14 protein-coding genes are annotated in these 13557 nt (G+C 59.7%); 12 read left to right on the top strand and 2 right to left on the bottom strand.

What is annotated here, in order from left to right:
* Positions 1-170 precede the first annotated feature (170 nt).
* The 7 genes from ASR47_RS09700 (at position 171) to ASR47_RS09730 (ending at position 6952) form a co-directional block, all read left to right on the top strand.
* On the top strand, positions 171-1403 hold the full coding sequence (locus ASR47_RS09700; RefSeq protein ID WP_150127740.1) for a hypothetical protein: 1233 nt from the start codon (positions 171-173) through the stop codon (positions 1401-1403).
* Between the two features lie 173 nt (positions 1404-1576).
* Entirely contained in the window at positions 1577-2032 is a 456-nt protein-coding gene (locus ASR47_RS09705) for an FKBP-type peptidyl-prolyl cis-trans isomerase (RefSeq protein WP_065307560.1), read from the top strand.
* A gap of 18 nt (positions 2033-2050) precedes the next feature.
* Complete coding sequence (ispH, locus tag ASR47_RS09710; RefSeq protein WP_065307561.1) at positions 2051-3031, top strand: 4-hydroxy-3-methylbut-2-enyl diphosphate reductase; 981 nt, start codon at positions 2051-2053, stop codon at positions 3029-3031.
* Between the two features lie 250 nt (positions 3032-3281).
* Positions 3282-4211, top strand: coding sequence for a branched-chain amino acid ABC transporter permease (locus ASR47_RS09715; RefSeq protein ID WP_065307562.1), 930 nt, complete (start codon positions 3282-3284; stop codon positions 4209-4211).
* Between the two features lie 23 nt (positions 4212-4234).
* Positions 4235-5452 (top strand): ABC transporter permease subunit, encoded by a 1218-nt coding sequence (locus tag ASR47_RS09720; protein WP_065307563.1) that lies wholly within the window; start codon positions 4235-4237, stop codon positions 5450-5452.
* Positions 5453-5462: 10 nt separating this feature from the next.
* Positions 5463-6236, top strand: a complete 774-nt coding sequence (locus ASR47_RS09725; protein ID WP_065307564.1) for an ABC transporter ATP-binding protein — start codon at positions 5463-5465, stop codon at positions 6234-6236.
* Positions 6233-6952: an ABC transporter ATP-binding protein gene (locus ASR47_RS09730; protein ID WP_065307565.1), complete on the top strand. Its 720-nt coding sequence runs from the start codon at positions 6233-6235 to the stop codon at positions 6950-6952. Before ASR47_RS09725 ends, ASR47_RS09730 begins: the two co-directional genes overlap by 4 nt.
* Before the next feature lie 150 nt (positions 6953-7102).
* Here ASR47_RS09730 and phaP read toward each other — a convergent pair whose 3' ends face one another.
* Positions 7103-7669, bottom strand: a complete 567-nt coding sequence (gene phaP / locus ASR47_RS09735) for a phasin family protein (RefSeq protein WP_065307566.1) — start codon at positions 7667-7669, stop codon at positions 7103-7105.
* Between the two features lie 351 nt (positions 7670-8020).
* Between phaP and ASR47_RS09740 the strand changes: the two genes are divergently transcribed.
* Together ASR47_RS09740 and pbpG are read left to right on the top strand one after the other, a co-directional pair.
* Positions 8021-8938, top strand: a complete 918-nt coding sequence (locus tag ASR47_RS09740) for a DMT family transporter (protein WP_065307567.1) — start codon at positions 8021-8023, stop codon at positions 8936-8938.
* Positions 8939-9114: 176 nt separating this feature from the next.
* Positions 9115-10209, top strand: coding sequence for a D-alanyl-D-alanine endopeptidase (pbpG, locus tag ASR47_RS09745; RefSeq protein ID WP_065307568.1), 1095 nt, complete (start codon positions 9115-9117; stop codon positions 10207-10209).
* 268 nt (positions 10210-10477) lie between these two features.
* Here the strand turns inward: pbpG and ASR47_RS09750 are convergent, their stop codons facing one another.
* Positions 10478-11257 carry an IclR family transcriptional regulator gene (locus tag ASR47_RS09750; protein WP_065307569.1) on the bottom strand — a complete coding sequence of 260 codons (780 nt, stop codon included), beginning with the start codon at positions 11255-11257 and terminating at the stop codon, positions 10478-10480.
* 152 nt (positions 11258-11409) lie between these two features.
* Between ASR47_RS09750 and ASR47_RS09755 the strand changes: the two genes are divergently transcribed.
* The 3 genes from ASR47_RS09755 to ASR47_RS09765 all read left to right on the top strand — a co-directional run bounded on the left by ASR47_RS09755 (position 11410) and on the right by ASR47_RS09765 (position 13551).
* Complete coding sequence (locus ASR47_RS09755) at positions 11410-11793, top strand: diacylglycerol kinase (protein WP_065307570.1); 384 nt, start codon at positions 11410-11412, stop codon at positions 11791-11793.
* A gap of 130 nt (positions 11794-11923) precedes the next feature.
* Positions 11924-12925, top strand: coding sequence for a sulfate ABC transporter substrate-binding protein (locus ASR47_RS09760; protein ID WP_065307571.1), 1002 nt, complete (start codon positions 11924-11926; stop codon positions 12923-12925).
* A 59-nt stretch (positions 12926-12984) separates the two neighbouring features.
* Complete coding sequence (locus tag ASR47_RS09765; protein ID WP_065307572.1) at positions 12985-13551, top strand: RBBP9/YdeN family alpha/beta hydrolase; 567 nt, start codon at positions 12985-12987, stop codon at positions 13549-13551.
* Positions 13552-13557: the final 6 nt, after the last annotated feature.

The raw sequence follows: 13557 nt of genomic DNA on the forward strand, positions 1-13557 counted from the left end.
CTGGTCAAAGCATTGTGTGAAAAAGCAGGAAGAACTTGATGTGGATGTGGTTGGCAGAGAAATATTATTTCCAAAAGGCAATTATTAAAATGTACAATTGCCAACTTGAGGTCATGGCCGTCCAGTACTGCGATGGCGTGGCTACTTTATGGGTACTGATCAATACAGAGATGATGAAGAAAATAATTGCACTGTTTCTTGCTGCCGGCTTGCTGTCAGCGCTACCCTTGCAAGCGCAAGATATCAATAACCTGACGCCGGAACAGCAGAAACAACTGCTGACGCTGTTGCTCAAGCAGCAGCAGGGCGGCTTGCAGCTGCCGCCGGCGGCCTTGCCGGCCGCGGCAAACAATGGCCTGCCACAGCGCACGGAAGCCAGTCTGGCTGCCGAGTTCAATCAATTCCCGACCCTGACGCAAGGGGTGCAATTCGAGCGTTTCCGCGATGGCTTTGCCATCAACGGCCAGCGCTATATCGACGCCGAGGGCAAGATCACGGCCTATGCTGTTGACGCGCAATCGGGCGACTTTACGTATCTGGCGGAAACCCATCCCGGAGAATACGTGCTCAAGGCAGGCCGTGCCATGACCCAAAGCGAGCCCGTCACGATTGCCACTGCACAGAAACAGGGCATGATCTGGCAAGTCACGGCAGTGACGGGCAAGAAGTTCAACGGCTACCGCTTGATCCCGTCTTCGCGTGGCTTCGTGATCGCGCGCGACAACACGGGTTTCCGTTATATACCGGGCAGTGGCAGCACGAATATCGTCGCGCCGGAAGAGTTTTCGATCGCGGCCCTTCAAAATGGCGATATCGCCAATACCGGCTATATCTTGCTGGAGCGCACGCCGACCTCGAACGGCACGCAGCCCGGCAATTCGCTGGGGGCGCTGTTCAGCGCCGTGCAATCGCTGGGCAGCGTGGTGGGCGTTGGCAGGAAAGAAGACTATGCCTTGCTCAACATGCAGAACAGCCGCATGGTGCCGGTTAATATTTCCCTGGAAAGCAAGCAGGTGCAAGTGATGAGCGCCTGCAAGCAAAAAAATTTCCTGATTGCCAAGTGCGCGCAGATGGAGTCATTTGAGAGCGCCTTCGAACCGAATGGCACGCGCAACATGAGCCACTATTTCTGGCGCATCAACTGGTTCAATGTGCCGGGGCGTCCCGTCCTGGTTTCGCAGGAAGGCGGCTTGGGCAAGGTGACGGCCACCGATCTGAACAGTGGCAAGAAAGTGGTGCTGTTCGAACGTGCGCTGGGCATTGCCAGCTTTGCCGCCACCCAGGACGCGCATGGCAAGATCAATGTGACGGCGCAGATGGGGTTTTCCAGCGAGTCGCGCCAGGATGTGGTCGCCTTGCTCGACAGCCTGCCGAATGTGGCGGAAACCGCTGCGGTGAATTGAGTCCGGCAGTGTTTTTGCAGTAAGCGGGCGGGCCATGCCGTGCCTGCCTGGCCCCGCCATCTTCCCTGTCCCTTCCTTTGCCGCCCCTGCCGCTTCTTTGACGACGCGATGGGGCGGGCGCGGCCAGTGTGGCTTACAATATCGCTTTGCATCAGTTATCTGAAAACATCACTATGTCCAACCAGCAACCAGCTGTCGTTACCAAAGAGGCCTACCTCACCCTGCATTATCGTCTTGCCACTTTGGACGGTACTGATATTGTCACTACCTTCAATGGAAATCCGGCGACCCTGATGCTGGGCCAGAACCAGCTGGCGCCGTTCCTGGAGCAGCGTTTGCTGGGTTTGCCGGAAGGCACGCATACCACCTTCGAGCTGGCCGCCGGCGAAGGCTTCGGCGAGCGCCACCCGGACCTGGTGCGATCGGTCACGCGCGCCACCCTGGACGAAAACTCGGTGCCGGGCGCCGACTACAAGATCGGCGACCTGGTCGACTTTGCCGCCCCCGGCGGTGGCCGCTTTGCCGGCGTGCTGCGTGAAATGCGCGAAGACTCCGCCCTGTTTGATTTCAATCACCCGCTGGCCGGACAGCCGCTGCGCTTTGAAGTCCAGTTGATTTCGGTGCTGTAAGAGATGAAGGAGATGACGATGGACAAGGAACTGTTACTGGCCCAGCCGCGCGGCTTTTGCGCTGGCGTCGACCGGGCGATCGAGATCGTCGAGCGCGCGCTGCAACAATTTGGTGCGCCGATCTATGTGCGCCATGAAATTGTCCATAACGCCTATGTGGTGGCCGACTTGCGCAACAAGGGCGCCATTTTCATTGATGACCTCGATGATGTGCCGTCTGGCAATACGCTGGTGTTTTCCGCCCATGGCGTGTCGAAAGCCGTGCGTGCCGAGGCCGAATCGCGGGGCTTGAGCATCTTCGACGCCACCTGTCCGCTGGTCACCAAGGTGCATATGGAAGTGGCCAAGATGCGCCGCGAAGGCCGCGAGATCATCATGATCGGCCACGATGGCCATCCGGAAGTGGAGGGCACTATGGGCCAGGCCGAGCAGGGCATGCATCTGGTCGAAACGCTGGCCGATGTGGCGGCCTTGCAGGTGGCCAATCCGGACAGCCTGGCCTATGTTTCGCAAACAACGTTGTCAGTTGACGACACCAGCGACATTATTGCGGCGCTGAAACAAAAATATCCGAATATTTCCGAGCCCAAGAAAGGCGACATTTGCTACGCCACCACCAACCGCCAGGAAGCCGTCAAATTCATGGCGCCGCAGGTGGAACTGGTGATCGTCGTTGGCAGCCCGAACAGTTCCAATTCGAACCGCTTGCGCGAAGTGGCCGACAAGATGGGGACGCCTGCCTACATGGTCGATAACGCCTCGCAGATCGATCCGGCCTGGCTGGACGGCAAGCTGCGCGTGGGTGTGACGGCCGGCGCCTCGGCGCCCGAGGTGCTGGTGCAAGCCGTGATCGACCGGCTGAAAGAATGCGGCGTGAAGAGCGTGCGCCCGCTCGACGGGGTGCAGGAAGCGGTGACCTTCCCGATGCCGAAAGGGCTCGACGGTGTGAAAAGAGTGGTCGAGCAAGTGAGCTTTGGAGCAACTTCCAGCGAAAACTGAATTTTATTTTTTGATTTCGACATTATTCCAAGCTAAGTTTTTGCAAAAGATCGTTATGATGGTCACAAGCTTGAATATGTTGTCGTTATGACTAAGCAGGTGTACGCACGTTTTTAGTGCGCGCACCATGCTGGTGAAAACGGTCCAGGGATGGCACTGCAGGATTTTTTCCTTCGGTGCCGTTTTTTTATCGGCGGCATGGCGAGTGGAAGGTATTCCCGAAAAATGCAACTCGATAGGGCAATCTGACATGGATACATTCATCCAGCAAATCATTAACGGCTTGGTGCTGGGAAGCATGTACGCCCTGGTCGCCCTCGGTTACACGATGGTGTATGGCGTGCTGAACCTGATTAACTTCGCCCATGGCGACGTGCTCATGATAGGCGCCATGGTGGGTCTCTCCATCCTGAAGCTGCTGGGCATTTATGTGCCGGACTGGCCCGGCTATTTGAAACTGGCCACCGCCATCCTCGGCGCGATTCCCGCCTGTATCCTCATCAACATCATCATCGAGCGGGTCGCCTACCGCCGCCTGCGCAACGCCCCTCGCCTGGCGCCCCTGATTACCGCCATCGGCGTGTCCATCCTGCTGCAGACCTTCGCCATGATGATCTGGACCCGCAATCCGCTGCCGTTTCCGCAATTGCTGTCGACCGACCCGATACAGATCGGCGGCGCCGTGATTTCACAGACGCAGGTGCTGCTGCTGGCCCTGGCCGCCATTTCGATGGGCTCGCTGGTGATCCTGGTGGAAAAAACCCGCATGGGCCGCGCCATGCGCGCCACGGCGGAAAACCCGCGCGTGGCCGGCCTGATGGGGGTCGATTCCGACAAGGTCATCGTCGCCACCTTTGCCATCGGCGCGGCGCTGGCCGCCGTGGCCGGCGTGATGTGGGGCGCCAACTATGCTTCCATTCAATTTTCGATGGGCGCCATTCCCGGCCTGAAGGCATTCTGCGCGGCGGTGCTGGGCGGCATCGGCAATATCTACGGTGCCATGATAGGCGGCGTGTTGCTGGGCATTATAGAAAGCCTGGGCGCCGGCTATATCGGCGACCTGACCGGCGGTTTCCTCGGCAGCCACTACCAGGACATCTTTGCCTTTATCGTGCTGATCATCGTCTTGACCCTGCGTCCGTCCGGCATCATGGGCGAACGCGTGGCCGACCGTGCCTGACGTGAAACTGGGAGACTGACATCATGGCAATACTCGATTTCGACGTCAAAAGGAACCCCGCCAAGGCCTATGCCGGCATGGTCGGCCTGGCAGCGCTGTTGCTGATCTTCCCGTTCTTTGCCGCCCAGTTCGGCAACTCCTGGGTACGCATCATCGACATGGCGCTGCTGTACATCATGCTGGCCTTGGGCCTCAATATCGTGGTGGGCTTTGCCGGCCTGCTGGACTTGGGCTATATCGCCTTCTATGCGGTGGGCGCCTACCTGACGGCGCTGCTCGCCTCACCGCAGTTCGCCATCCTGCTCGAATCGATCATCAACCAGTATCCGGTGTTCGGCGAGTCGCTGGTGCAACTGATGGGCCCGGAGATCCGCGAAAACGGCATCCACCTGTCGGTGTGGGTGATCGTGCCGCTGGCCGCCGCGGTCGCTGGCCTGTTCGGCGCGCTGCTGGGCGCGCCGACCTTGAAATTGCGCGGCGACTACCTGGCCATTGTCACGCTCGGTTTTGGCGAGATCATCCGCATCTTCATGAATAACCTGAACGACCCGATCAATTTCACCAACGGGCCGCAGGGCATCAACCTGATCGATCCGATCCGCGTGTTCGGCGTCAACCTGGCCGGCGAGGCGGGCACCAACAGCACCGTGGTGGTGGGCGGCTTTTCCATGCCGTCCGTAAACGCCTATTACTTTTTGTTCCTGTTCCTGTGCATCGCCGTGGTGTTCGTCACCAAGCGCCTGCAGCATTCGCGCCTGGGCCGCGCCTGGGTCGCCATCCGCGAAGACGAGATCGCGGCAAAAGCCATGGGCATCAACACGCGCAATGTCAAACTGCTGGCGTTTTCCATGGGCGCTTCATTTGGCGGCGTGGCCGGCGCCATGTTCGCTTCGTTCCAGGGCTTTGTGTCGCCGGAGTCGTTTTCGCTGACCGAGTCGATCGCCGTGCTGGCGATGGTGGTGCTGGGCGGCATCGGCCATATCCCCGGCGTGATCCTCGGTGGCGTGATCCTGGCGTCGATCCCCGAACTGCTGCGCCATGTGGTCGAGCCGGCCCAGCAGGCGCTGTTCGGCAAGGTGGTGATCGAAGCGGAAGTGCTGCGCCAGTTGCTGTACGGCCTGGCCATGGTGCTGATCATGCTCAATCGCCCGGCCGGCCTGTGGCCGTCGCCGAAGAGCGAAGACCGGCCCGACCACGATGTCGACCAGCCCAACAAATCGACCGATGTCGTGTCGGCTTAAGGAGAACGGCTTGAGCGAACAGATCATTCTCAATATCGCCGGCGTCAACAAGCGCTTTGGCGGCCTGCAGGCGCTGACCGATGTGGGCATTACCATCAAGCAGGGCCAGATCTACGGCCTGATCGGCCCCAATGGCGCCGGCAAGACGACGTTTTTCAATGTGATCACCGGCCTGTACCAGCCGGACACGGGCACCTTCGAGCTGGCCGGCAAGCCCTATTCGCCGTCGGCGCCGCACAAGGTGGCCAAGGCCGGCATCGCCCGCACGTTCCAGAATATCCGCCTGTTCGGCGACATGACGGCGCTGGAAAACGTGATGGTGGGCCGCCATGTGCGCTCGCACCAGGGTGTGTTCGGCGCCATCTTCCGCCACAAGGCGGCGCGCGAGGAAGAGGCGTCGATACGCCGGCGTGCGCTGGAACTGCTGGAGTTTGTCGGCATTGCCCAGTTCGCCAACCGCACGGCGCGCTTTTTATCGTACGGCGACCAGCGGCGCCTGGAAATTGCCCGCGCGCTGGCCACCGACCCGCAACTGCTGGCGCTGGACGAACCGGCGGCCGGCATGAACGCCACCGAAAAGCTGGCCCTGCGCGAGCTCTTGGTGAAAATCAAGGCCGAGGGCAAGACCGTGCTGCTGATCGAGCACGACGTGAAACTGATGATGGGGCTGTGCGACCGCATCACGGTACTCGAATACGGCAAGCGCATCGCCGAAGGCTTGCCAGCCGAAATACAGCAAAACCAGGCCGTCATCGAGGCTTACCTGGGAGGATCGCACGCATGAGTAATGTTTTGAAAGTAGCAGGCCTGAGCGTGGCCTACGGCGGCATCAAGGCCGTCAAGGGCATCGACCTGGAAGTCAACCAGGGCGAGCTGATCGCCCTGATCGGCGCCAATGGCGCCGGCAAGACCACCACCCTGAAAGCCATTACCGGCACTTTGCCAACCTGTAAGGTCGAAGGCGCGATCAGCTATATGGGCGAGTCGCTCAAGGGCAGCAAGTCGTTTCACCTGGTCGAAAAGAAGCTGGCGATGGTGCCGGAAGGGCGCGGCGTGTTTACCCGCATGTCGATCCGCGAAAACCTGATGATGGGCGCCTACACGCGCACGGACGCGGCCGGCGTCGAAGCCGATATCGGCAAATGGTTCGATGTGTTTCCACGCCTGAAGGAGCGGGCGGTGCAGATGGCCGGTACCTTGTCGGGCGGCGAACAGCAGATGCTGGCGATGGCGCGCGCCTTGATGAGCCATCCGAAGCTGCTGCTGCTCGATGAGCCGTCGATGGGCTTGTCGCCCATCATGGTCGAGAAGATCTTCGAGGTGATCCGCAAGGTCTCGGGCGAAGGCATTACCATCTTGCTGGTGGAACAGAATGCCCGCCTGGCCCTGCAGGCGGCGCACCGCGGCTATGTGATGGATTCGGGGCTGATGACGATGAGCGGCGATGCGGCCGACATGCTCGACGATCCGCGCGTCAAGGCGGCTTACCTGGGCGAATAAAGCGCGGAACAGTCTGCGCCCATAAAAAATGCCCCGGGAGACCGGGGCATAATGGCATCCGCGGGGAAGCACGGGATGGATGCCTGGAGGAGCTGGTTCAGCTGGGCCGCCTGGGCGGCCCGGAGTCAAACGGTATTACCCGGCGGCTGATTAGTTGCTGCCAGCGTGCGGTGCGGCTTTGGCAGCGGCTTGCGTGAACTGGCTGACGGCCGATGCCAGGTTCGCTTCGATGGTTTCCACGGCTTGCTTGCTGCTTTTGGTGAACTGCTCGTAGCCGGCATTGGCGTTGCCGATGGCGCTTTTGAACAGGGCGACAGCGTTTTCCGAGCCGGCAGGCGCGTTCTTGGTCACTTCTTCGACCAGCGAGATGACTTTGCGGTTCGTTTCAGCGATTTGCGATTCAGCAGCTTTGCTGAATTCGGCTTGTGCGCCGGACGTGATCGCAGCCAGGTGACGGCCGTAGGCGATGGCTTTTTCAGCGGTCGGCTGGGCCTGGGCAGCGGTCAGCGAGAAGAATTCTTGTGGATCTTTGGCAGCCAGCAATTGCTTGGTGGTCGCGGTCGACTCTTCCAGGGTTGCCTTGGCGGCGGTCAGGTTCAGTTCGACGATCTTTTCGATGCTCTCAAATGCCTTGCCCGTCAGCGACGAGAACAGGGCGAATTGGGCTTCCAGGTTGGCTTTGGTGGCGGACGAGAATTGCTCAGGGATTGAAAACATTGTGAATCTCCAAAATATTGAAATCTGGTTAATTTGATGCTGCGTTTACCGTAAAAGGGGGAAGCAGTTGACTCTGTTTTATCTAGCTGAACAAGCAATTGTGCAACGCAACAAACCCTATTTTACGGTGAAAAAAAGTTAAGTCAAGCGAATTTTGTGCGATGCAACAATTGAATAGATTTGAGTCAAACACCATTGTTTCTAAAGAAAAATTTTTGATTCTTTTCGTTAATTATCTTTCGGAAATTGTTGCCCTCGGCCCAGGGCGGCACGCCAGGCGCCGCCGCATGCTAGACTTGGCTCTCCGCACTGGCGCCAGCCGATGGTGCCGCCACGTCTTTCGAGTCATTCATGTCCAATCTTCCCGCCGCGCCAGGCGCCAGCAACAAACCGGTGTTTCCCGCCAGCCTGGCGCCCATGGCCTTGCCGGCTTTCTTCGTGCTGTTATGGAGTACCGGCTTTATCGTTGCCAAGTTCGGCCTGCCGTATGCGCCGCCGCTGACGTTTTTGCTGCTGCGTTTTTTGGGGGTGCTGGTGATCCTGCTGCCGCTGGTGCTGCTGCTGCGCGCGCCCTGGCCGGTGGGGCAGTTCCGCCAGATCGCCGTGGCCGGCATCCTGATGCAGGCCGGCTACCTGGCAGGCGTGTGGTGCGCCATCAAGCTGGGCATGCCTGCCGGCCTGTCGGCCCTGATCGTCGGCATGCAGCCCGTGCTGACGGCATGCGCGGCGCCTCTGATCGGCGAATCGGTGCGCCCGCGCCAGTGGCTGGGCCTGGCTTTCGGCCTGCTGGGCGTGGCGCTGGTGGTCTATGCCAAGATCAACCTGGTGGGACTGACGGTGGAAAGCGTGCTGCTGTGCGTGTTCGCGCTGCTGTCGATGACGGCAGGCACCATGTACCAGAAACGCCATTGCCCGCAGTTTGATTTGCGCACCGGCACGGTGGTGCAGTTTGCCGCCTCGATCGTGGTGGTGCTGCCGTTTGCCCTGTATTACGAAGGCCTGGACCTGGCCCTGAGCCAGGTGCAATGGACCAGCAACTTTATCGGCGCCTTGCTGTGGTCGGTACTGGTGCTGTCGATCGGTGCCATCTTCCTGCTGTTTGCCTTGATACGGCGCAGCGACGCGACCAAGGTGACGGGCCTGCTGTACCTGACGCCACCGACCACGGCCATAATGGCCTGGCTGATGTTTGGCGAGGCATTTAACATGCTGGGTCTTGCCGGCATGCTGGTGGCGGTGATCGGCGTGGTGTTTGTCGTCAAGAAATAACACTGTGTACGATTAACGCAAGCAATTGCATAATGAAAAGGAAATTCATTTGCTGATAGTTAATGCTTTGTGTTTCATTGCCGCAATAAATACTGTCTCAAGTGTTAAATAGGCTTGCGATTACTCTGCATTTCGCTACACTGCAATAATGCAACAGCTTCACGGGGAATCATTGAATGGCTAAGTTTAAACTCGCGCTGGGCTTGCTGGCTTCCCTGCTGTTCGCGCTGGCACCGGCTGCGGCCGTGCACGCCAAGGAAGCGGCCAGCAAGTCTTCAGCCGCCAAGAAACAACAGACCAAAAAAGTCAAAGTCGTGCTGCGCAAGGGCGATCGCGCCACTGGCACACGCACCAAGGCCGCGGCGCGCGACAAGGCCGTGCGCCGCGTTGTCACCGTGCGCGGCAAGCGCAAGGTCATCTATCAAAGAGTCACCAGTGCCGCCGTGCCGATGGCCGCGCCGATGCCGACCATGGGCGACCTGGCCGGCCTGAACCTGACACGCGATCCGCTCGACCTCAAATCGAGCGTAGCGCTGGTACTCGACCAGAGCAATGCGGAAGTGCTGTTTGAAAAGAACTCCAATGTGGCCCTGCCGATCGCCTCGATTACCAAGATGATGACGGGCCTGGTGGTGGTCGAAGCGGGCCAGGACATGGAAGAAGTGCTGACGATTACGGACGACGATGTCGATCGCGCCAAGTTCAGCAGTTCGCGCCTGAAAGTTGGTTCACAATTGACTCGAAGCAATATGCTGCATATCGCGCTGATGAGTTCCGAAAACCGCGCCGCCTCCGCGCTGGGCCGCAATTATCCGGGCGGCTTGCCGGCCTTTGTCAACGCCATGAACGCCAAGGCGCGCAAGCTCGGCATGAACGATACCCATTATGTCGATTCGAGCGGTTTGTCGAAAATGAACGTGGCCAGCGCGCACGACCTGGCCAAGCTGGCCATGGCCGCTTTCCAGCAGCCGCTGCTGCGCCAGTTCTCGACCGATCCGAAAGCCATCGTCGAAGCGAGCGGCCATCCCATGCAATTCGGTAACACCAATCACCTGGTGGCCAATCCGGGCTGGGATATCGGCTTGCAGAAAACCGGCTTTATCAACGAAGCAGGCCGCTGCCTGCTGATGCAGGCGGTGATCGAAGGGCGCTCCGTGATCATGGTGTTTCTCGATTCCAAGGGCAAGCAGTCGCGCACGGCCGATGCGGGGCGGATGCGCAAGTGGCTGGAGGCTTTGAAGCCAGGTAATCTGGTTCTGCCAGGCGGTTGATTACAAAGGCAGTTTTTATTGTAATGCCGTAAGTTAAGCTGACCGATGTATTAAAAGCAAGGCGTAAAAATGGCGGGCCGGAGACGCGGGCCTGAGAAAATGCCGATGGCGGCGTTGCAGCTCCTCGCCGTACATGCGTACTGTCTTCGTCGCTGCGCCTTGCCCTCGACATTTTTCAGGCTCGCTTGGCCCGGGTGGCCTGTGCGGACGACTGTAGCATATGGCGCAGGGACGCTGACTTGTTACATGGCAGTTTTCACTGCCTTTTTTAATTCTGCGGCATGAAACCGAGGGTCACGGAAATCTGGTTGGCCGTTTCCACCAGGTCTTCCAGCCACTCGTCCTGCAGGCGGTCGGCCGGCGCCGAGATCGACAGGCCGGCGATCAGCTTGCCGGAATCGTCGCGGATGCCGGCCGCCATGCAGCGCACGCCCAGTTCCAGCTCTTCATTGTCACGCGCATAGCCGTTCTGGCGCACCTGGCTCAGTTCGCGTTCGAGCTTGAGCAGATCCGTGATCGAATTCTTGTTGTGGCCAGCCAGGCCCGTGCGCGTGGCATAGGCGCGGATCGCCTTCGGTTCGTCGACCGACAAAAACAGCTTGCCGGTCGATGTCAGGTGCAGCGGCCCGCGTCCGCCGATGGCGCGCACCACCTGCATGCCGGAACGCTCGGAAAAAGCGCGGTCGATATACACGATCTCGTCGCCCTGGCGTACCGACAGGTTGATGGTCTGCTGGGTTTTCTTGTGCAGCTGGCGCATGAAGTCCAGCGCCGCTTCGCGCACGCTGAGGCGGCTTTTCACAACATTGCCCAGTTCCAGCAGGCGCATGCCCAGGCGGTAAGTGCCGGGCTCGATGCGGTCGACAAAGCGCGTCAGCACCATGTCATTCAGGATGCGGTGGGCGGTGGAGGGATGCAGGCCCGAGACTTTTGACAATTCCTTCAGGCTGACCGGGTCCGTATATTTGGCCAGTGCGTCGAGCAGCGCGACCATGCGCTCGATCACCTGTATCGTCGTCTTGGTCGTTGCGACGGGTTCAATTTTCATGATGGATTTGGTGCGATGCAGTATTCATGCCGTACTTTATACCATGATGTGAAAGAGGGGAATGGCCGCTGTGGCTTTGCAGGAAAAATTGTCACATTCCTACGGTGCCAAGGCATAATCAGACTCCTACATCGGCCAGAACACGAAAATCCATGCAACCAGTAAATGAATTCAAAAGCAAAAGTGGCTTGAAACGTATCTTTTCCGCGTTTTTTTATTCCCTCGACGGCCTGAAAGCGGCCTGGCGCGGCGAACATGCGTTCCGCCAGGAACTGGGCCTGTTCGTGGCCGGCACGGTGGTCGCCTTGCTGCTGCGCGTGTCCGCGTTTGAAAAGCTGGTGCTGATCGGCGTGTTGCTGCTGGTGCTGATTGTCGAACTGATCAATTCCGCGCTGGAAGCCGTGGTCGACCGCATTTCGCTCGAGCGCCACGACCTGTCGAAGAACGCCAAGGATTTCGGCAGCGCCGCCGTGCTGCTGACCTGCCTGCTGGCCTTCGCCACCTGGGCGGTGGTGCTGTTCAACCGTTTTTATTGACCGCAACCATCTCCTTGATGGCCCTTCATATGCGGAAAACGCATATCAAATGGTGAAACGCTTCGTTCTCTTTATGATTACCGTACCGTAATCTGGTGGCTCTGAACGCTTAACCACACGGGGATCATCGATGTTGTCGAAAAATATAATCATTGCCGCCGCCATCAGCGCCTTTGCCATCCTGCACACCGCGCAAGCCGCCGATATCACCTTGCTCAACGTCTCGTATGACCCGACGCGCGAGTTGTACCAGGACGTGAACACGGCGTTTGCCAAGGAATGGAAAGGCAAGACGGGCGACAACGTCAAGATCAAGCAATCGCATGGGGGTTCCGGCAAGCAGGCGCGCGCCGTGCTCGACGGCCTGGAAGCGGACGTGGTCACCCTGGCACTGGCCTATGACATCGACGCCCTGGCCGAGCGCAAGCTGCTGGCGGCGGACTGGCAGAAGCGCTTGCAGCACAACAGCGCGCCTTACACCTCGACCATCGTCTTCCTGGTGCGCAAGGGCAATCCGAAAGGCATCAAGGACTGGAGCGACCTGGTCAAGCCTGGCGTGTCCGTGATTACGCCGAATCCGAAAACCTCGGGTGGCGCGCGCTGGAATCACCTGGCAGCCTGGGGCTATGCGCTGCGCCAGCCGGGCGGCAACGAAGCCAAGGCGAAAGAATTCCTCGGCAAGCTGTACAAAAACGTGCCGGTGCTGGACTCGGGCGCGCGCGGCGCCACCACCACGTTCGTCGAGCGCGGCATCGGCGACGTGCTGATCGCCTGGGAAAACGAGGCCTATCTGGCCGTCAAGGAGCTGGGTCCGACCAAGTTCGACATCGTCACCCCGTCCATCAGCATCCTGGCCGAGCCGCCGGTGGCCGTGGTCGACAAGGTGGTCGACAAGCGCGGCACGCGCAAGGTGGCGGAAGCTTACCTGCAATACCTGTACACGGATGAGGCGCAAGACATTATCGCGAAGAACTACTACCGTCCCGCCACCGCCAAGGCGGCGCAGAAATACGCCAGCCAGTTTGCCAAGGTCAATCTGTTCACCATCGACCAGGTCGGCGGCTGGACGGCGGCGCAGAAGGCGCACTTTGCCGACGGTGGCATTTTTGACCAGATCTACCAACCGAAGTAATCGCGACAGGCAGGCGCAAGCCTGCCCCACTTGATTGCATTGATCGCAAGGGAAGCATCATGGCGCTGCGCAGCTTTTCGGATTACCGGGTACTGATCGTGCCGGGCTTGCATAACAGCGGTCCCGAGCATTGGCAGAGCCGCTGGCAGCGCCTGTATCCGCAGTTCGAACGGGTCGAGCAGGACGACTGGGAACAGCCCGACCTGGCGGCCTGGTCGGCCAGGCTGGACCGGGCGCGGCGCGAAGACAGCCGTCCGACCCTGATCGTCGCCCACAGCTTCGGCTGCCTGACGACGGCCCATAGCCTGGCGCGCGATCCGCAGGGCGTGGCCGGCGTGCTGCTGGTGGGGCCGGCCGACCCCGACAAATTCGGCGTGGCCGATCATTTGCCGCACAAGCGCCTGCCTTGTCCCGGCATCCTGATCGCCAGCCAGACCGATCCGTGGATGACGGCCGAACACGCGGCGCAGTGGGCAAGGCGCTGGAATTGCAAGTATATTGATGGCGGTGCGCTGGGCCATATCAACGCCGAGTCCCATCTGGGTGACTGGGTGTATGGCCAGGCGCAGCTGCAAACGCTGTTTGACCTGGCGCAAAGTAGCACGCGCCACCGTCATGCAGCCTGATAGTCC

This window comes from Janthinobacterium psychrotolerans, from assembly GCF_001677885.1.
Taxonomy (GTDB): domain Bacteria; phylum Pseudomonadota; class Gammaproteobacteria; order Burkholderiales; family Burkholderiaceae_D; genus Janthinobacterium; species Janthinobacterium psychrotolerans.